We start from the raw sequence: 17,296 nt of genomic DNA, 5'->3' as shown, positions 1-17,296 counted from the left end.
ATCATGAGGTCGCGATGCGGAAGCCGACGCGCGCGCGTCGTCTCGTGTCGCCGCAACACGGGTGGATTGATCGGTAGGGGACGCAGCGTCACCGGTCATGCGCGCTTGCGCGTCGGCCGTGCGACGGGTGCCGGCGCCAGCGGTTCGCTGGCCTGCTCGCACAGCCGGTCGAGCATGCGTTGCGCGGCGCCCGCGCAATCCTCGCCGGCCGGCTTGTTCTCGATCTCGTCGATCAGCGTTTCCAGATGGCGCCGGTTCTGCGCGAGACGCTGTTCGAGCAGCGCGATTTCGTCGACCTTGTGCCGCAGCGCGACCAGCAGTTCGTCGCGCGGCCACGCGCCGAGATCGGGCGGCAGCACCGCGCGGATTTCATCGAGCGCGAAGCCCGCGCGCTGCGCGCGGTCGATGATCGCGAGGCGCGTCAACGCTTCCGACCCGTATTCCCGATAGCCATTCGCCTGCCGGCGGGCCGGTTCGAGCAATCCGCTCGCTTCGTAGAAACGGATGCGCGACGCCGCGATGCCACTGGCGCGCGCCAGTTCGCCGATTTTCATGCCGTGCTCCAAAGGGGCTTGACCTTAAAGTTGACTTTAAAGTTATCGTTGGGCATCGTCAATCGAGGATGCCCTCCATGAACCTGTTTACGCCCCTGACACTGCCCAACGGTGCGGTGATCCCGAACCGGCTGGCCAAGGCCGCGATGGAAGAGAACATGGCCGATGCGGATCACGCGCCGTCCGACGCGTTGCTGCGCCTGTACCAGGCGTGGGCCGACGGGCAGGTCGGCCTGATGCTGACCGGCAACGTGATGGTGGATGGCCGCGCGATGACGGGGCCGAACGGTGTCGTGCTCGAGAGCGATGCGCATCTCGACCGCTTCCGCCGCTGGGCGCAGATCGCGCGATCGGGCGGCGGGCACGTGTGGATGCAGATCAACCATCCGGGGCGTCAGATGCAGGCGGCGCTCGGCCAGACGACGCTCGCGCCGTCGGCCGTGCCGCTCGCGCTCGGCGCGCTGTCGAAGCAGTTCCCGGTGCCGAAGGAGATGACGGAAGCCGATATCGCCGAGGTGCGGCAGCGCTTCGTGCGTGCCGCGCAACTCGCGGAGCAAAGCGGCTTTACCGGCGTGCAGATTCACGCGGCGCACGGCTATTTGCTGAGCCAGTTCCTGTCGCCGCTGACGAACCGCCGGCAGGACCAGTGGGGCGGCAGCATCGAAAATCGCGCGCGCCTGCTGCTCGATATCGTGCAAGAGGTGCGTGCGACGGTGTCGCCGGCATTCGTCGTCGCGGTGAAGCTGAACTCGGCCGATTTCCAGCGCGGCGGCTTCAGTGCGGAAGATGCGAAGCGCGTGGTCGAGCTGCTGAATCCGCTCGGCGTCGATCTGGTCGAACTGTCGGGCGGCAGCTATGAAGTGCCGGCGATGCAGGGCGAAGCGCGCGACGGGCGCACGCTCGCCCGCGAAGCGTATTTCCTCGAATTCGCGCGCGACATCACGGCCGTCGCGCGGATGCCGCTGATGGTCACGGGCGGCATCCGGCGCCGCGCGGTCGCCGAGCAGGTGGTCGACAGCGGCGTGGCGATGGTCGGCATCGCGACCGCGCTGTCGATCGAGCCGAACCTGCCGCGCGACTGGCGGGCCGGCAAGGACAGCGCGCCGGTGCTGCAGCCGATCCGGTGGAAGAACAAGGCGCTGGGCGCGCTGGCCAACATGGCCGTCGTCAAGTTCCAGCTCACGCGGCTCAGCGAAGGGCGTCGCACGCACCCGCAGGTGTCGCCGCTGCGCGCGCTGGTCAGGCAGCAACTGGCCGCGCAGTGCCAGACGCGGCGCTACCGGAAGTGGATGGCGGGGCGCGCGGCGGCGCCGCGCGCGTGATGCGCATGGGCGCATCTGAAGTGCCTGTTCCGGACTGGATGACCCGACGCCCGGCGGGTCATTTTCCGGGCCGATACTTTCGGATTGCTTGCTGAAATATCGGGTTCGTTTACTGCATTATTCAGGCGCGTGACTGCAATTTCAGCGTGGCATAATTTGCCACCTTCATTGCATTCCACCTTCTTCGCGCGTCATGCACGTCGCTCGTTTCCGCAAACCTGGCAGCCTGATCGGATTGATCGCAATCCTGATGATGGCGCTCGCCCCCGCGGTTTCGCAGATGATGGCGTCGCGTCATCGGCTCGTCGATGTGCTGGCCGTCTATTGCTCGGCCAGCATCGACGAGGCGCCGGTCGCGCACGACGACGGCAAGCCCGCGCATCACGCCAACGCGCACTGGCAAGCGTGTCCTTATTGCAGCTTCGTTGCGCATGCGACCGTGCTGCCGGGCCAACCGGTCGCTTTCGCCGTGCCGCTTGCCGACTCGCAGATGCCGGTTGTGTCGGCATCGGTTCTGGCTCGCATTCGTGTCGTCCACACCATCGCGCAATCGCGTGCGCCTCCCGCGTTCTCCTGAGTTCGTCTGATATTTTCATCTGATTAGCCGCCGCTTCGCGACCGAAGCGAGCGGCCGTTCGTCGCGCGCATGCGCGACGGAATCGAACGATAACTGGAGACACATCCATGCCCCGCTTTACCGAACGGCACGCGCCTCGCGCATGCGCCGCGCTGCTGGCCGCCATCGCCGGCCTGTCCCATGCGTCATTCGCGAACGCACACGCCGTGGTCGGCGATCGCGTCTTCCCCGCCACGATGACCGTCGACGATCCGGGCGTCGGCGACGAATTCGATACGCAGTTCGGCCACATCAAGTCGCCCGACGGCAACGGCGACAACATGAACGTCAACACCGTGTCGTACGAGTGGGACAAGCTGATCACGAAGAACCTCGCGTTCAGCGTCGCGAGCCAGTACGTGTCGCAGAACGCCCCGGACGGCGGCTCCGCGAAGGGCTGGGACAACGTGACGCTCGGCGTGAAGTATCTCGCTTATACGAATCCGGAACACGAATTCATGGCGTCGGTCGGCCTCAAAACCCAGATCGGCGGCACCGGCGCGAAATCGATCGCGAGCCCGTATTCCACGTTCACGCCGGCCGTCTATGTCGGCAAGGGCTTCGGCGATCTGCCCGCGTCGCTCGGTTATCTGCGCCCGTTCGCGATCACGGCCGAGCTCGGGCCGAACCTGACCACGGCGTCGTCCGACCAGGGCCCGAATTCGCTCGGCTGGGGCATGACGCTGCAATACAGCATCCCGTACCTGCAGCAGCAGGTGAAGAACCTCGGCCTGCCGCAGCCGCTCAGCAACATGATCTTCGTCGTCGAGGCGCCGATGAGCACCTGCACGGCGGGTGCGTGTTCGGGCCAGACAACCGGCACGATCAACCCGGGCGTACTGTGGCTCAATCGTTATGGGCAGTTCGGCGTCGAGGCGCAGATTCCGGTCAATCGCGCGAGCGGCAACCATATCGGCGTGCTGTTCGACGCGCACCTGTATTTCGACGACCTGTTCCCCGGCTCGCTCGGCAAGCCGCTCTTCTGATCGAGGGAGAAACCGCATGAACGTCCTGACCACGATGCGCACGGCCGCCACCGCGCTGCTCCTCGCTGGCGCGCAGCTTGCGCATGCGCATGCCTATCCGACGCATCAGGCGCCGTCCGCGGGCGAGACCGTGACCGCGTCGCCGAAGCGCGTCGCGATCGATTTCGACGACGGGCTCGAACCCGCGTTCAGCTCGATCGCCGTCACCGATGCGCAGGGCCACGCCGTCACGAACGGCAAGGCCGAAGTCGACGCGTCGAACCGGAAGCACATGTCCGTGGCGCTGAACCCGCTGACGCCGGGCGTCTATACGGTCGCGTGGGTGGCCGTCGCGCTCGACGGCCATCGCACGCAGGGACACTACGCGTTTACGGTGAAGTGATCGAAGTGACGATGGCCGTGCCCGCCGCCGCGCATGCGCCGGCGGGCACGTCGAACCGCATCGTGTGGCGTCAGAACCGGTAGTTCGCCAACACTTCGAGCCGCCGGTCGTTGCCGAGCAGATACTGCGTTTCGTTGTAGTACGCGGACTGCACGAAGCGGCGGTTGAACACGTTGTACGCGCGTGCCGTGATCGTCGTGTCCTTGCGCGGCTTCCATGCGAGGCCGAGGTCGACGGTGGTATACGACGGCATCACGAGCTGGTTCGCCGTGTCGGCAAAGCGCTTGCCGACGTATTTCACACCGACAATGCCCGTCCAGTCCGGCGCGAAGTGCCAGCTTACCCACAGGTTCGCAAGACGCTGCGGCACCGACACCGGCACGTTGCCCGCGCGCGAGACCATCGTGCCGCCGGACACCTGCTGGAAATCGTCGTATTTCGCGCGCAGGATCGACACGTTCGCATCGACGCGCCAGTCCTTCGCAATCTCCGCGCCGACCGTCGCTTCCAGCCCGCGCGACGACTGCTGGCCGACCTGGATCGACTGGTTCGGGTTCAGCGGATCGGCCGTCAGCAGGTTGCTCTTCACGATCCGGTATGCGGCCAGCGTCCATTCCGCCTTGCCATCCAGGAACGACTGCTTCACGCCGATCTCGATCTGCTTGCCGGTCGCGAGCGTGAAGTTCGCCTTCGATGCATTCAACGACAGCAGCGAGCTGACCGGATCGGCCGCGACCGAGTACTGGCCGTACACGGCGAGACCGGGCCGCACGTCGTACACGGTGCCGATGCGCCAGCCCGTGTTCGCGAACACCTTCGTGAACGCGCCGCCTTTCACGAGATCGTCGCGGTTCACGCTCGCGTGGTCGTAGCGCAGCCCGCCGATCACCGACCAGCGCGGCGTGATTTCGAGCCGGTTCTCCGCGAACAGCGCGTACTGGTTCGCCTGGCTGCGGTACTTCGGATACGTGCCCGCGACGTTGATGAAACTGCCCGGATCGAAGTTGAACGGATCGACCGTCGACGTGCCCGAAAACGGCGAGTTGTTGTCGTGCTGGAAGGTCGTGTGGTTGAACTCGAACCCCGCCGAGAACGTGTTGCGCATCCCGAGCAGCACGCTGCTTACGGTGGCCGTCGTCACGTTGCCGTATTGCGCCTGGTCGTGGAAGATCTCCGTGTAGCTGCTGCGCCGGACCTGCGCGGTCGACGGCAGGTACGTGTAGTACTCGGCGTCCTTCCAGTGACGGTTGCTCTTCATCCGGTACAGCGTGCTCGTCACGTTCAGGCTGTCGCTCGGCTGCCAGTTCGCCGACACCGTCGCCCAGCTGTCGCGGAACGCGATGTCGCTGTCGCCGACGTTGTAGTTCTTCTTGTCGAGCGCCGGATCGCGTACGCCGTTCACGAGCGGCACACCGAAATACTGCATCGGATGCTGGAAGCCCTGCGCGTACGAGGCCGTCACGTACAGGTCGGGCGTCACGTCGTAGCGCAGTGCGCCCGAGATCGACAGGTTGCGCGAATCGCCGCGATCGACCCAGTTCGACGAGCGATTGCCGCTGAGGTCGAAGCGGTACGACAGCTTGTCGTTGATCGCGCCGCCGCTGCCGAACGCGGCCCGAGCCGTGCCCTCGGTGCCGCCGCCGACCTGCAGTTCGTTCCGGATCGGTGTGCGCGTGGGCTTCTTCGGCACGATGTTGACGACGCCGCCGATCGCGCCTTCGCCGTAGATCACCGACGCCGGGCCGCGCAGCACGTCGATATGGTCGACCGACCACGTATCGAACGGAAACGTGACGCCGATCGCGCCGTACGGGCGCACGCCGTCGTAGAGCTGCGTCACCGACGCCGCGCCGACGAAGCCGCGTGCGCCGAGCTCCGATCCGCCGTTGCCGGGATGCGGCGACTCGCTGATGCCGGCGGCGCGGCTCACCGCGTCGACGATCGAACTGTCGCCACGCGTGTCGAGCGTCGCGCGGTCGATCTGCTCGACGCTCGCGGGCGTTTCGAGCGACGACAGCCCGAGATGGCTGCCGGTGTCGAGCGGCTGCGTCAACGGGGCCGGCTTCTGTGCGCTGACGCGAATCGGTGCGAGCGTCGTGCCGGTGCCCTTGATGTCGCTTTCCTGTGCCTGCCCGGCGGGTGCGAAAGTCGCGAGAACGGCGGCAGGCAGTATCAATCTGAACTTCATGCTTCGGAATCCTTTGAATCCATGTAATTGTTTTTCGATCACGCAGCCGTGCGCGCCGCACGGCCGAACAGCAGACGATCGATCAACCAGACCGCGACGATCGTGATCCCCATCAGCGGGAATACGATGCCGAGCAGTACGAGCCCCGCGATCCAGCCGCGCATCGGCGGTGTGCCGCGTTCGCGCGACGGCGCGCCGAGCTTGCCGGCCGGGCGGCGCTTCCACCACATCACCGTGCCGGTGACGGCCATCGCGGCCAGCCCGAGCGACAGCACCGCGCAGATGATCTGGTTCGCGAGCCCGAAATAACGACCCATGTGCAGCGACGTGCCGTACGACACGGCCTGCGACACCACGCCGTAGTCGTCATAGCGGATGTCCTTCAACACCGCGCCGCTGTACTGGTCGAGGTAGATCGTCCGCTCGGCTTTCGGATCGGCCGGGAAGTACGACGCGGTGAACACGCCGTCCGGACCCGACGGCAACGCGAGCGTGTAGCCGCTCGTCACGCCGAGCCCCGCGACGATCTCGATCGCGCGCGCCAGCGGCAGCGGTGCCGGCGTCGGTGCCGACGGCGAATGCGGCACGGGCACGTTGCCGACCGCCCACGGCGTTTGCGGCAACGGCAGGTCGTCCATCACCATCCCCGGCATCGACTCGCCCGATTCGTGATGATGGCCGGCCGGTGCGGCGGCCCGCGCGTGCATGGGCTCTGCGGGTGCGCCCGGGCGCGTCGAGTGCAACGACGCGCCGCCCCATACGCCGTCCGGCGCGCCGAGGTTCACGGTTGCGGCCAGCGCCTTGAAGTTCTTGCCCCACGAGCCCGACCACGGCAGCCCCGTCAGGATGAACGCCACCGTGCCGGCCGCGAGCCAGATGCCCGCCGTCGCGTGGAGGCTCTTCCACAGCGGCCGGCCGCGCAGCGACAGGTCGGGTCGCAGCGCCCGTCCGACGCGCGCTGTGCCGCGCGGCCACCACAGCGCGATGCCGGTCCCGATCATCACGAACGTCCAGCACGCGGCGAGCTCCATCAGCAACTCGCCAGTCTTGCCGAGCAGCAGCTTGCGATGCAGCATCCGGTCGACCTGCATGAAGCGGCGCTCGACGCTCAGCGTGCCGAGCACGCTGCCGTCGTACGGGTTCACGTACACGCTCTCGCGGCTGCCGTCGCGCAGCCGGAAGACATATTCGGCGCTGCGGTCCGGCGCGGTGGATACCTGGACCGAAACCGGCGTTGCACCGGCGGGCACCGCGGTACGCGCGTTCGCGAGCAGCGTGTCGGGGGCGAGCCGCGGCGTGGCGCGCGGCTCGACGACCAGCCGGTGCGGATACAGCAGCGTCTCGATCTGCGGCTGGAAACAATAGAGCGTGCCCGTGATCGCGAGGATCACCAGGAACGGCATCACGAACAGGCCGGCATAGAAGTGCCAGCGCCAGAGCGTCCGGTAACCGGCGCTTGCGGAACGGGCAGGCGAGATCGCCTGCTCGACGGTGGTCGACATGGTGTCAGCTCCTCGTGGTCGTCGATCGGTCAGGCCGGCGCGGGCCGGCTGTCGTCAACGTGCGGCACACCCGCGGGCACGCGCTGACGGAACGGGCAACGCGGCGTCATGCGCACGCGGTGCGCAGGGCGGCGTCGCCCGCGCGGCGCGGGCATTCGGGTGAACGCTTGAATCGGGTGATGTGAAACGAACGACGTGAAGGCCCATGCACATCGACGTGCACGAGCCGCTAGGCGGAACGTTCAGCAGAACAGCGGAGGGGCGCGGGAAGGCGGGCGATCGTCGAATATCGATCGCACGAAAGGAAGAGAGTCGAAGTGAATCCGGATACGCCGCGGCGCCGCGGCGGGGAACAACAGCACCAGCAGCGCGAACGACGCCAGCGCCGTGAACAGCGCCGCACCGAATGCGCAGAGGCTGTCGCCGTTCCCGGAGGACGCCGTTTTGCCGGCGTGCGCGTCATGCTTGAGTGCATCGACGAGCGCCAGCGCATCGTTGGCCGGTGTGATCGGCGCGCCGGCATCGAAACGGGCGTTCAGCGCGGCCACGTCGACGATCAGCGGGCCGCGGCCCGAACACAGCACCACCGAGCCCGCATCCGGACCGTCCGGATCGAGCATCACGGCACCCGACATCAGCGCGCGGGACAACAGCGTCACGAGGAGGAACCCCCACAGCAGCTGTCGCGCGACGCCTTGCCGGAGCAGGAAGCGGCGAAGTGCATTCATGGCGCGCGATTGTACATCCGTTTGCGGGGCCGGGCCGGCGGCAGCGCTGATGGGCGGCATAAGCCGCGGGCAAGCAAGCGGAAACGGAGCTGCTATGCCGGGCTGAACGGTCCGTCGCCCGGCGGCGCGTTCGCGGGGCCGTACGACCAGGTGCCGTCCGCGCGTGCGGTCAGCACGTTGCCCGAGCGCCGGTCGTACAGATGCCACTGTTCGTCGGCCGGGTCGTCGCCGTAGGGCCAGGTCGTCAGTTTGCCGCCGAGGTCGAAGTCGAATGCCCACGAGCCCGGTTGGTCACGCGGCGCGACCGATTGCAGGATCTGTCCGTCGAGACGTTGCGCGGCGGCCGCGATGTCGCCGGACCGCGATTCGCTGTGTGCGAGCTCGCGACCGTCGAGCGCGATCGACCAGTGGCAGTAGCAGATCCACAGATGCCCGTTGCCGGCGACGGTCACGTGCCGCGACGCCAGCCGGTCGCGCGCCGCCGCGGACAGGTCGGGCGAACCGACGAGCGGCTCCCTGACATGCAGCGCGGGTTCCCCGAATTCGAACGTGAGAAAGCTGCCCTGGCCTTTCGTCACGGACCACGCGGGCGTATCGCAGATGGCCGGCCAGATCCGGTCGAAGTCGGCGGCGTTCACGGGGAGCGTCTCATATCGGCTGAACCGGTCGCGTCGTCGTCTTCGCTGAAATGATCGCCGGCCAGCAGATCGGAGAGCGCGGCCGGCGACAGCCGCGCGATCGTGCGCTCGACGTCGTGATCGTAGCGGCGATCGTTCGGATCGACATGCTTCTGCGCGCGGCGTCCGTCGCGCTGCACGAAGACGCCGAGTTCGCCGGCCAATCGGGATTGTCGGTTCCTGATGCTCATGCGGCGATGTCGTCGGGCATTCGCGCGAAGCGGGAAGGGCCGCCCGTGCCGTGATTGCCGGCCGCGGCGGCCGATGCGTGGCGCCGGCTCAAGCCGGATACGCGTCGTCGACCTTCAGGTTCGCGAGCCGGAACAGCGTGCGCAGCGTCTGCGGGTGAATGTCGCGGTGCGCGGCGAGCGACGTCAGCATGAAGTCGAGCACCTTCGCATAGCGGAGCAGCACGAGGCAGCGCGCGAGATCGGGCGTGCGGGCACGCATGTCTTCGGCGAGGTGAACCATCTCGGTGGACAGCGTGCGTGCCATCTCGAGTTCCATCTGCTGTTTTTCGGTCCAGTCGGGCAACGGCTGTTCGAGCAGCTTCGCGAGAAAGAGCTGGAACGACGTGTCGGACGAATTGGGCAGCGCATCCATGAAGGGCCTCGTTGCTTGCGCGGATCGTTCGGGCGTATCCGGTGGACGTGCCCGAGGGTGGACTCATGGCCGCGCGGTGACCGGCGCGACTTTTACCCGAACGGAATGCAGGTTCCGTACCAGCGTCGCAATCCGATTGTTGAGCAATGTTGAGCCGCGCTACCGCACCGGTCGGCGAGTCCCGCCGTTACTGGGTTGCGGAGGCGGCCGAGGAGGGCGTCTACAGGCGGGGCGCGGCGGACGTCGGGCGTACCGAGCGGCTCGATGCAGTGAAATGCTTCACGGATGTAACGTAACGCCGGGATGAAACGCGTTGCGCGTTGCCGCCGGCGGACGGCCGAAACGTGCCGCCCCGCGCGTGCGGCCTGCGCCGGCAACGCGTTCGGCTTGTCGGAAGCATGGTATGAGAGGGCCGCCCTCGCCCGGCGGAACCGGCAGCGAATGCGTCAGTTGTTTCAGAACCGAGACGGTTTCGCGAGCGGCGCTTCGGCCGCGCGGCCATCGAACTGGCCCAGCGATCGGCCGCGCAATTGTCCATGGGCAGATGGTGCGCGTTTGCCAACAATCTGCGAATCACCCCTGCGAGGTTCGACATGAGCGTCCACGCCTTCTTCTCGGCCAACCTGCTGCTTGCGTACACGGCCTATTTCATCGGTACGGCCAGTCCCGGGCCGAGCAATCTCGCGATCATGTCGGTCGCCGCGAACCAGGGCCGCAAGGCGGCGCTGGTGTTCGCGCTCGGCGTCATTTCGGGGTCGATGTGCTGGGCGACGGTGGCGGCACTCGGCGTGTCGGCCGCGCTGCTCGCGTGGTCGAAACTGCTGGTCGCGATCAAGATCTTCGGCGGGCTGTATCTGCTGTGGCTCGCGTTCAAGTCGGGGCGCACGGCGCTGGCGGGCCCGGCGGCGCCGTCAGTGAATGCGGCGCGCGAGCAGCGGCTGTCGCGTTTCTACGTACGCGGCGCGATGCTGCACCTGACCAATCCGAAAGCCATCCTCGTATGGGTATCGATCGTCGCGTTGTCGTCGAATGGCGCGGGCGCGTCGCACGGCGCCGTCGTGCCGGGCTGCCTCGTGATCGGGTGCCTGGTGTTCGGCGGTTATGCGCTCGTGTTCTCGATGGATGGCGCACGCCGGCTGTACGTGCGCGGCCGGCGCGCGATGGAAGCGTGTCTCGCCGTCGTGTTCGGCGTGGCGGGGATCCGGCTGCTGGCGTCGAACGTGTAACTCACCGGAACGAACCCTCCGCCGCATCGGCGCACGGCGAAGGGTTCGCGCATCACGGTTGCTTCAGAATATGAAGCCCGTATTGATGAACTTCGAGTAGTGGTCCGACACGATCGAGTCGAGCAGCTGCTTGCTGCCGTCGGTCTGTTTCGCGGCGACCATCGAGCGGATCGAGAACGCGCGCAGCGCGTCGCTCACCGACAGCGTGCCTTCGGCCGAATCCTTGCGGCCCGCGAACGGGAACACATCGGGCCCGCGCTGGCACTGGCAGTTGATGTTCACGCGGCACACCTGGTTCACGAGCGGATCGACGAGCGCGCCGATCTGCGCCGGGTCGGAACCGAAGATGCTGACCTGCTGGCCGTGATCCGACGTCGTCACATAGTCGAGCGCGGTGTCGACGTCGTCGAACGGCGCGACCGGGATGATCGGCCCGAATTGTTCCTCGCGGTACAGCTTCATCCCTTCGGACACCGGGTACACGACGGCCGGATAGAACAGCGTCTTGCTGAACTCGCCGCCCGAGTGGTTGACGACCTGCGCACCTTTTTCCTTCGCATCGTCGATCGCATCCGTCATGTAGGCCGTGCGATGCATGCCGGGCAGCGGTGTGATGCTGACGCCTTTTTCCCACGGCATGCCGATCTTCAGCTGTTCGAGCGCGGCGGTGAAGCGCTTCAGGAATTCGTCGACGATCGAGCGGTGCACGAGCAGCATCTTCAGCGCGGTGCAGCGCTGGCCGTTGAACGACAGCGCGCCGAGCAGGCATTCCTTCACGGTGAGATCGAGATCGGCGTCGGGCAGCACGATCGCCGCGTTCTTCGCGTCGAGGCCGAGGATCGCGCGCAGCCGGTGCGACTTCGGGTGCTGCTTCTTCAGGTGATCGGCCACCTTGCTCGACCCGATCAGCGCGAGCACGTTGATCTTGCCCGACGCGAGCATGTGCGGCACGACCACCGCGCCCGGCGCGTAGATCGTGTTGATCACGCCCTTCGGGAACGCGTCGCGGAACGCTTCGAGCAGCGGCTCGAACAGCAGCGTGCCGTACTGCGGCGGCTTGAACACCACGGTGTTGCCCATCAGCAGCGCGGGGATCAGCGTCGCGAAGGTTTCGTTCAGCGGATAGTTGTACGGGCCCATGCACAGCACGACGCCGAGCGGCGTGCGGCGGATCTGGCCGATCGTGCCTTCCGCGATCACGAAGCGCGAGTTCGCGTTGTCGAGCTCCTTCAGCGCATCGATCGTCTGCGCCATATACGTGACGGTGCGGTCGAACTCCTTCTGCGAATCGGCGAGGCTCTTGCCGATCTCCCACATGATCAGGTTCACGACCAGCTCGCGCTGCGCGACCATCCGCTTGATGAAGTCCTGCATGCACGCGATGCGCTGCTCGACCTTCATCGTCGGCCATTCGCCGCGGCCCGAGTCGTATGCGCGCACCGCGGCGTCGAGCGCCGCGTCGCTTTCCGTTTCGCCCATCACCGGGTAGCTGCCGATCTCCATCTGCTCGACGCTGCCGTCCGCCTGCCGCACGCACACGGGCGACAGCACGGTCTTGGTCGTGCCGTCCCACGGCCGCAGTTCGCCGTCGACGAGCGACACGCGCTGGTGGATCGGCGAACTCAGCCGGAATTCGGCGGGGATGTCCTGATAGGCGGGAAACAGGTGCTGCAGGGAAGCGGAATCGGGCATGACGGTCTCGTTTGACGGGGTGTCCGGGAGGGACGGGCGATGCGAATCCTGAGCTGAGCGATCCTCGATCCTGAATCGGCATGATGACGCGCACACGACGAAGCGTCACGCGAGAACATGGCCGAATCAGCGACTGGAACCAGTTCCATTAAAAAGGAACGCCGACGCGAATGCAAGAATTGCCGAACCGTGGCGCGCGATCCGTAAGCATTCGGAAAGACTGTTGCCGAATAGCGGGAATAACGTGCCCGGTGCACCCGCAAACGTTTCCCGTTGACCGGATTGGGCGGATAATGGCGCGGCGCGGCGAAGAAAAAAATGTAGCGAGCCTGAGAGAGCAGACGTAGTGAATAAGAGAAGAAGGTCCGCCGCGCTGCCGATGCGAGGTCGGCTGCCCGGAGCGCCGGGTCGGGATTGTCCGGTCCGGCGCGCACCGGACCTCGAATGCGTGCCGCCAGCTTCACCGGATCCTTCGTGATCCTCTCCAATCTCCCCGTCGTCGTATCCCGAATCCCATCTTCTGCGTGACCGTTTCCGCACGATGTACCTGATGCGGCAGACCGTATTCTTTCGTTGAGCTTTCGTCGACGTGTGAGTCAACATCACGAAAACGAAAGGTATTCGTCAGGAATCCGGAGCGCAATGCGTCCGCACGTTGCGGGCAGGCGACATGTCGTACACGACATAAAAAATTAATCGAAAACACGAATCATTCTCGTTTAATATTTCGCTCCGTTACGAGCCGTAACCCGATGTCACGGCTTTTTTCGTGCCGGTCGCACCGGCCGGCATCCATCCGCGCCGGCCGTTCGCCGGTCGGCATGCGCGACGGGGCAATCCCCCGCGCGCCCCCTCGTCTTCACGGAAAGGCTTTCGCCGGTCGATGCATCGCGGGGTTCGCGCGTTGGCCGGACGCGTTTCCGTTCGCCGTTTTCCTTCAGCTTCTACTTCAACGATGAAACTCAACAAAAGCGCCTGCCATGCGCTTCTGATCGCCACGTCGCTGGCCGGCGCACGCACTGCGTCCGCGCAAGCGAGCGACGCCGCGGCGACCTTGCCTGCCATTTCCGTCAACGCGGCCGCCGAGCATGCGTCGTACGACGCGGGCCACTCGCGCGCGGCGACCAAGACCGACATGTCGCTGATGGACGTACCGCAGACGGTGAACGTCGTTCCGCACGCGGTGATCGAGGACCAGAACGCGACGTCGATGCAGGACGCGTTGCGCAACGTGCCGGGCGTCGGCTTCTCGGTCGGCGACGGCCAGCGCGACCAGATCACGATCCGTGGCTTCAACAGCATCACGGATCAGTACGTCGACGGTATTCGCGACGACGCGCTCTACTATCGCGACCTGTCGAACGTCGACCGCGTCGAGGTGCTGAAGGGGCCGGCGGCCGTGCTGTACGGTCGCGGTTCGGCGGGCGGCATCGTGAATCGCGTGCTGAAGCGGCCGGAGGCGAACCCCGTGCGCGACGTGGGCGTGACGCTCGGCACGCACGGCGAGCGACGCGGCGAATTCGACCTCGGCTGGAACGCGAACGACGCGGCGCGTTTCCGCATCACCGGCGCGGCCGAGAACTCGAACAGCTTTCGCGACCAGTTTCAGCTCAACCGCCAGGCGATCGCGCCGTCCGCGCAGTTCAAGCTCGACAGCGACACGGTGCTGAACGTCGAATTCGATTACCTGCACGACCGCCGCACGTCCGACCAGGGCCTGCCCGCGTATCTCGGCCGGCCGGTCGACGTGCCGATCAACACGTATTACGGCTCGGCCGACGCGGCGAGCAGCTCGTACAACGACGTGTCCGCGAAGAGCGCGACGGTATCGCTCGATCACCGCTTCAGCGATTCGCTGTCGTTCCACGGCGCGATCCGCGCGTACGACTTCTCGCTCGAACGCAAGAACTACGTCACGTACGAGCCGATCAAGACCGCCGCGCATCCGGTCGTGACGCTCGACCAGTCGACGCGCCAGCGCACCGACCACGGCATCGACGGCCTGTTCGAACTCACGCAGAAGACATCGCTGTTCGGCATGCGCCATGAGCTGCTGTACGGGCTGGAGCTGTCGCAGCAGCAGAAGTTCGACACGATCTACAGCGTGTCGAAGGTCGCGACCTACGATCTGTTCAATCCGCAGCCGGTGATCCTGCCCGGCGTGCCGACCGGCGCGCGTGCGAAGACGAATGCGTCGACCGTCGTCGGGCTCGCGGGCGTCTACGCGCAGGACCTGATCTCGCTGACCGAACACTGGAAGGTGCTCGCCGGCCTGCGCTTCGACTACCTGAACCAGATCCGCCACGACTACACGTCGTCGAACGTCAATCTCGACCGTACCGATCACGCGTGGAGCCCGCGTGTCGGCCTGATCTACGAACCGCTCGACTGGCTGACGCTGTACGGGTCGTTCAGCCAGTCGTTCTCGCCGCTCGCCGATACGCTGATCAGTTCCGGCGCGTTCGCGAACGGCGCGGCGCTCGCACCGCAGAAGACCACCGCGTATGAGCTCGGCTCGCGTTTCGATCTCGGCGGCAAGGCAACGGCCAGCGTCGCGCTGTTCGACATGCGCCAGACCAACCAGCAGATCGGCGACCCCGCGAATCCCGGTTATGCATTGCCGATCGGCACGCAGCACGTGCACGGGATGGAGCTCGGCTTCACCGGCGAGATTGCGCCGAAGTGGTCGGTGTATGCGGGCTACGCGTACCTGAACGGCACGGTCGATGGTTCGGCGCAATCGACGGCGGCCGGTCTCGCGGTGTCGAGCAACACGCCGGGGCTGATGCCGCGCCACAGCGCGAACCTGTGGCTGAAGCGCGAGCTGCCGTACGGTTTCTATGCGGCGGCCGGCATGCAGTTCCAGTCGGCGCGCTATACGTCGGCGAGCGATCTCGTCACGCTGCCGTCGTTCACGGTGTTCAATCTCGGCGCCGGTTATCGCAGCAAGAAGGTCGACGTGACGCTCACGCTCGACAACCTGTTCGATCGCCGCTACTTCATCGCCGCGCACGGCAACGCGGACCTGTACAACATGCCCGGCGATCCGCGCACGCTGACCGCCACGGTGAAGTGGCACATGTAACGCACGCGCCGCGCGACAATGCAGGTCTTCTTCAGGATGACCTGCCTCTTACTGCCCATGATCCGGAAAGCGATTGACGTGTCGAACCTGCATGGCCGTGCCCGCATGTTGTGCGTGTGGCTGCTGGCGTGCAGCGCGGCCGCGGCAGGCGCGCAGCCGATACCGGCCGACGCCGAGCCGGACTGCCGTGCGGTGCATGTCGGGCAGGCGATCACGCTGTCGGGCCGCTACGCGCTCGATTACGGCGACGAATCGATCGGGTCGGACGTGTGGTTCGAAGAGGACGACGCATCGGCCCGGCGCTTGCCGGACCGCTCGCAACGCGCGGGCGTGATCGTGTTCACGAACCAGCGCGACGCGAGGCGCGGCCTGCGAATGCCTGCCGCACAGCCCGATGGCGTGTGCCGGCTCGACGGGCGCGCGACGATCGTGATCCGCGATCTGGACACGGCGTGTCCGGGGCTGGAGACGCCCGATCGCGCGCGGCTGGTGAAGGTGGTCGCGGCCGGCTTGCCGACGCGGCACGCGTGCGGCACCGCCGCGCCATGACCTGAAGCCGGCGCGCTATTCGACGTCCTCGTCGTCCTCCGCGTCCGCGCCATCCGCATCCCCCTCCGGCGCCGCATACGCGCTCGCCTGCTCGAGCAGCCAGCCGCGGAACAGCTCCAGCGGCTTGCTGTGGCTGAGCTCCGTCGGATACACGAGGTAGTACGCCGAATCGCCGACCGTCGCCGCGTCGCACGGCACGATCAGGCCGAGCTGCTGCAACTGTTCCTCGACGAAGAACTTCGGCACGAGCGCGATCCCGAGCCCGGCCGCGGCCGCGCTGATCAGCATCGTATGCAGTTCGTAGCGCACGCCCTGCATCGTGCGGATGTCCTCGACGCCGTGCGCCTCGAACCACTGCGCCCACGCGCCGGGGCGCGTCGTCGAGTGCAGCAGCGGGTACGCCAGCAGATCCTCCACGCGCTCGACCGGCCCGTCGAGCAGCGCGGGCGAGCAGATCGGCACGACTTCCTCGCCGAACAGGTAGTCGGACGACGTGCCGGGCCAGGTCGGCTTGCCGTAGTGGATCGCGGCTTCGAAGTGCGTGTCCTCGAACGAGAACAGGTCGGTGCGGCTGCCCATGTTCACGCGCACGTCGGGCGTGCGGTCGTAGAAGCTCTTGATGCGCGGGATCAGCCAGTGCGACGCGAACGTCGGCAGCACCGCGAGCTCCAGGTAGCCGCCGCCGCTGCCGTGCGCGATGATCGACAGCGTGTCGCGGTCGAGCGTTTCCAGCGCGCGGCGCACCTGGGTGCCGTACAGCTTGCCGGCGCGGGTCAGCACGACGCGCTGTTTCACGCGCGCGAACAGCCGCACGCCGAGGCTGGCTTCGAGCGTCGCGATCTGGCGCGATACCGCGCTTTCGGTCAGGAACAGCTCCTTGGCCGCGTGCGTGAAGCTCTCGTGGCGCGCGGCGGCTTCGAAAGCCACGAGCGCGCCCATGTTGGGAATCTTGAATTTACGCATGATGCTCGATTTGTCTGATGAACAGACCCTTCCGGCGCGGGCCGAGGAGCAGGGTCAGGGACGGCCAATAATTCCAAAAACTCATCACGTGTCAATTTAATCTCGCTTTACGCCCGGCTGCAACCCTTTGAATAATGCTCCCCACGCAAGGTCAGGCGCCCGCGGGGTGGCCGGCCGACGAGTTGCCGGCACGTTTGCCGGCGGTCCCCCGAGACGAGAATCC

16 protein-coding genes are annotated in these 17,296 nt (G+C 66.5%); 7 read left to right on the top strand and 9 right to left on the bottom strand.

What is annotated here, in order from left to right:
* Positions 1-95: 95 nt before the first annotated feature.
* A complete protein-coding gene (locus ACN22W_RS27935; RefSeq protein WP_048251728.1) occupies positions 96-554 on the bottom strand; it encodes a MerR family transcriptional regulator in 459 nt (152 codons plus the stop codon).
* A gap of 77 nt (positions 555-631) precedes the next feature.
* Between ACN22W_RS27935 and ACN22W_RS27930 the strand changes: the two genes are divergently transcribed.
* The 4 genes from ACN22W_RS27930 (at position 632) to ACN22W_RS27915 (ending at position 3,860) form a co-directional block, all read left to right on the top strand.
* Entirely contained in the window at positions 632-1,876 is a 1,245-nt protein-coding gene (locus ACN22W_RS27930; RefSeq protein ID WP_419687945.1) for an NADH:flavin oxidoreductase/NADH oxidase family protein, read from the top strand.
* Positions 1,877-2,069: 193 nt separating this feature from the next.
* Complete coding sequence (locus tag ACN22W_RS27925) at positions 2,070-2,453, top strand: DUF2946 domain-containing protein (protein WP_419687944.1); 384 nt, start codon at positions 2,070-2,072, stop codon at positions 2,451-2,453.
* A gap of 107 nt (positions 2,454-2,560) precedes the next feature.
* A complete protein-coding gene (locus ACN22W_RS27920; protein ID WP_419687943.1) occupies positions 2,561-3,478 on the top strand; it encodes a hypothetical protein in 918 nt (305 codons plus the stop codon).
* Positions 3,479-3,494: 16 nt separating this feature from the next.
* Positions 3,495-3,860: a copper resistance CopC family protein gene (locus ACN22W_RS27915; RefSeq protein ID WP_419687942.1), complete on the top strand. Its 366-nt coding sequence runs from the start codon at positions 3,495-3,497 to the stop codon at positions 3,858-3,860.
* 70 nt (positions 3,861-3,930) lie between these two features.
* Here the strand turns inward: ACN22W_RS27915 and ACN22W_RS27910 are convergent, their stop codons facing one another.
* The 6 genes from ACN22W_RS27910 to ACN22W_RS27885 form a co-directional block, all read right to left on the bottom strand.
* Positions 3,931-6,048 carry a TonB-dependent receptor gene (locus tag ACN22W_RS27910; protein ID WP_419687941.1) on the bottom strand — a complete coding sequence of 706 codons (2,118 nt, stop codon included), beginning with the start codon at positions 6,046-6,048 and terminating at the stop codon, positions 3,931-3,933.
* A gap of 38 nt (positions 6,049-6,086) precedes the next feature.
* Complete coding sequence (locus ACN22W_RS27905; protein WP_419687940.1) at positions 6,087-7,550, bottom strand: PepSY-associated TM helix domain-containing protein; 1,464 nt, start codon at positions 7,548-7,550, stop codon at positions 6,087-6,089.
* Between the two features lie 242 nt (positions 7,551-7,792).
* The gene (locus ACN22W_RS27900; RefSeq protein ID WP_419689842.1) at positions 7,793-8,278 is read right to left on the bottom strand and encodes a hypothetical protein; all 486 of its coding nucleotides are present in this window, start codon (positions 8,276-8,278) and stop codon (positions 7,793-7,795) included.
* Between the two features lie 92 nt (positions 8,279-8,370).
* Positions 8,371-8,916 (bottom strand): hypothetical protein, encoded by a 546-nt coding sequence (locus tag ACN22W_RS27895; RefSeq protein ID WP_419687939.1) that lies wholly within the window; start codon positions 8,914-8,916, stop codon positions 8,371-8,373.
* Positions 8,913-9,119 carry a hypothetical protein gene (locus ACN22W_RS27890; protein ID WP_419687938.1) on the bottom strand — a complete coding sequence of 69 codons (207 nt, stop codon included), beginning with the start codon at positions 9,117-9,119 and terminating at the stop codon, positions 8,913-8,915. Before ACN22W_RS27890 ends, ACN22W_RS27895 begins: the two co-directional genes overlap by 4 nt.
* 115 nt (positions 9,120-9,234) lie before the next feature.
* Entirely contained in the window at positions 9,235-9,558 is a 324-nt protein-coding gene (locus ACN22W_RS27885; protein WP_048251745.1) for a hypothetical protein, read from the bottom strand.
* A 593-nt stretch (positions 9,559-10,151) separates the two neighbouring features.
* On the opposite strand from ACN22W_RS27885, the gene ACN22W_RS27880 reads away from it, so the two are divergent.
* The gene (locus ACN22W_RS27880; RefSeq protein ID WP_419687937.1) at positions 10,152-10,784 is read left to right on the top strand and encodes a LysE family translocator; all 633 of its coding nucleotides are present in this window, start codon (positions 10,152-10,154) and stop codon (positions 10,782-10,784) included.
* Between the two features lie 63 nt (positions 10,785-10,847).
* On the opposite strand, the gene ACN22W_RS27875 is transcribed toward ACN22W_RS27880, so the two are convergent.
* The gene (locus ACN22W_RS27875) at positions 10,848-12,476 is read right to left on the bottom strand and encodes an NADP-dependent glyceraldehyde-3-phosphate dehydrogenase (RefSeq protein WP_419687936.1); all 1,629 of its coding nucleotides are present in this window, start codon (positions 12,474-12,476) and stop codon (positions 10,848-10,850) included.
* Positions 12,477-13,431: 955 nt separating this feature from the next.
* On the opposite strand from ACN22W_RS27875, the gene ACN22W_RS27870 reads away from it, so the two are divergent.
* On the top strand, positions 13,432-15,561 hold the full coding sequence (locus ACN22W_RS27870) for a TonB-dependent receptor (protein WP_129516495.1): 2,130 nt from the start codon (positions 13,432-13,434) through the stop codon (positions 15,559-15,561).
* A 78-nt stretch (positions 15,562-15,639) separates the two neighbouring features.
* Positions 15,640-16,110: a hypothetical protein gene (locus tag ACN22W_RS27865; RefSeq protein ID WP_419687935.1), complete on the top strand. Its 471-nt coding sequence runs from the start codon at positions 15,640-15,642 to the stop codon at positions 16,108-16,110.
* 15 nt (positions 16,111-16,125) lie between these two features.
* Here ACN22W_RS27865 and ACN22W_RS27860 read toward each other — a convergent pair whose 3' ends face one another.
* Positions 16,126-17,073, bottom strand: a complete 948-nt coding sequence (locus tag ACN22W_RS27860; RefSeq protein WP_343490802.1) for a LysR family transcriptional regulator — start codon at positions 17,071-17,073, stop codon at positions 16,126-16,128.
* Positions 17,074-17,296 lie beyond the last annotated feature (223 nt).

Origin of the sequence: Burkholderia theae (assembly GCF_048565265.1) — a bacterium.
Taxonomy (GTDB): domain Bacteria; phylum Pseudomonadota; class Gammaproteobacteria; order Burkholderiales; family Burkholderiaceae; genus Burkholderia; species Burkholderia theae.
Note: the sequence above shows the minus strand (reverse complement) of the source record. Positions and strands in the feature narration are given on the sequence as shown.

What these genes read in the sequence shown, in the direction of transcription:
- ACN22W_RS27885 (WP_048251745.1), bottom strand. Translation starts at nt 9,558, where the DNA reads ATGGATGCGCTGCCCAATTCGTCCGACACGTCGTTCCAGCTCTTTCTC.
- ACN22W_RS27880 (WP_419687937.1), top strand. Translation starts at nt 10,152, where the DNA reads ATGAGCGTCCACGCCTTCTTCTCGGCCAACCTGCTGCTTGCGTACACG.
- ACN22W_RS27875 (WP_419687936.1), bottom strand. Translation starts at nt 12,476, where the DNA reads ATGCCCGATTCCGCTTCCCTGCAGCACCTGTTTCCCGCCTATCAGGAC.
- ACN22W_RS27920 (WP_419687943.1), top strand. Translation starts at nt 2,561, where the DNA reads ATGCCCCGCTTTACCGAACGGCACGCGCCTCGCGCATGCGCCGCGCTG.
- ACN22W_RS27900 (WP_419689842.1), bottom strand. Translation starts at nt 8,278, where the DNA reads ATGAATGCACTTCGCCGCTTCCTGCTCCGGCAAGGCGTCGCGCGACAG.
- ACN22W_RS27915 (WP_419687942.1), top strand. Translation starts at nt 3,495, where the DNA reads ATGAACGTCCTGACCACGATGCGCACGGCCGCCACCGCGCTGCTCCTC.
- ACN22W_RS27870 (WP_129516495.1), top strand. Translation starts at nt 13,432, where the DNA reads ATGAAACTCAACAAAAGCGCCTGCCATGCGCTTCTGATCGCCACGTCG.
- ACN22W_RS27905 (WP_419687940.1), bottom strand. Translation starts at nt 7,550, where the DNA reads ATGTCGACCACCGTCGAGCAGGCGATCTCGCCTGCCCGTTCCGCAAGC.
- ACN22W_RS27860 (WP_343490802.1), bottom strand. Translation starts at nt 17,073, where the DNA reads ATGCGTAAATTCAAGATTCCCAACATGGGCGCGCTCGTGGCTTTCGAA.
- ACN22W_RS27935 (WP_048251728.1), bottom strand. Translation starts at nt 554, where the DNA reads ATGAAAATCGGCGAACTGGCGCGCGCCAGTGGCATCGCGGCGTCGCGC.
- ACN22W_RS27925 (WP_419687944.1), top strand. Translation starts at nt 2,070, where the DNA reads ATGCACGTCGCTCGTTTCCGCAAACCTGGCAGCCTGATCGGATTGATC.
- ACN22W_RS27910 (WP_419687941.1), bottom strand. Translation starts at nt 6,048, where the DNA reads ATGAAGTTCAGATTGATACTGCCTGCCGCCGTTCTCGCGACTTTCGCA.
- ACN22W_RS27930 (WP_419687945.1), top strand. Translation starts at nt 632, where the DNA reads ATGAACCTGTTTACGCCCCTGACACTGCCCAACGGTGCGGTGATCCCG.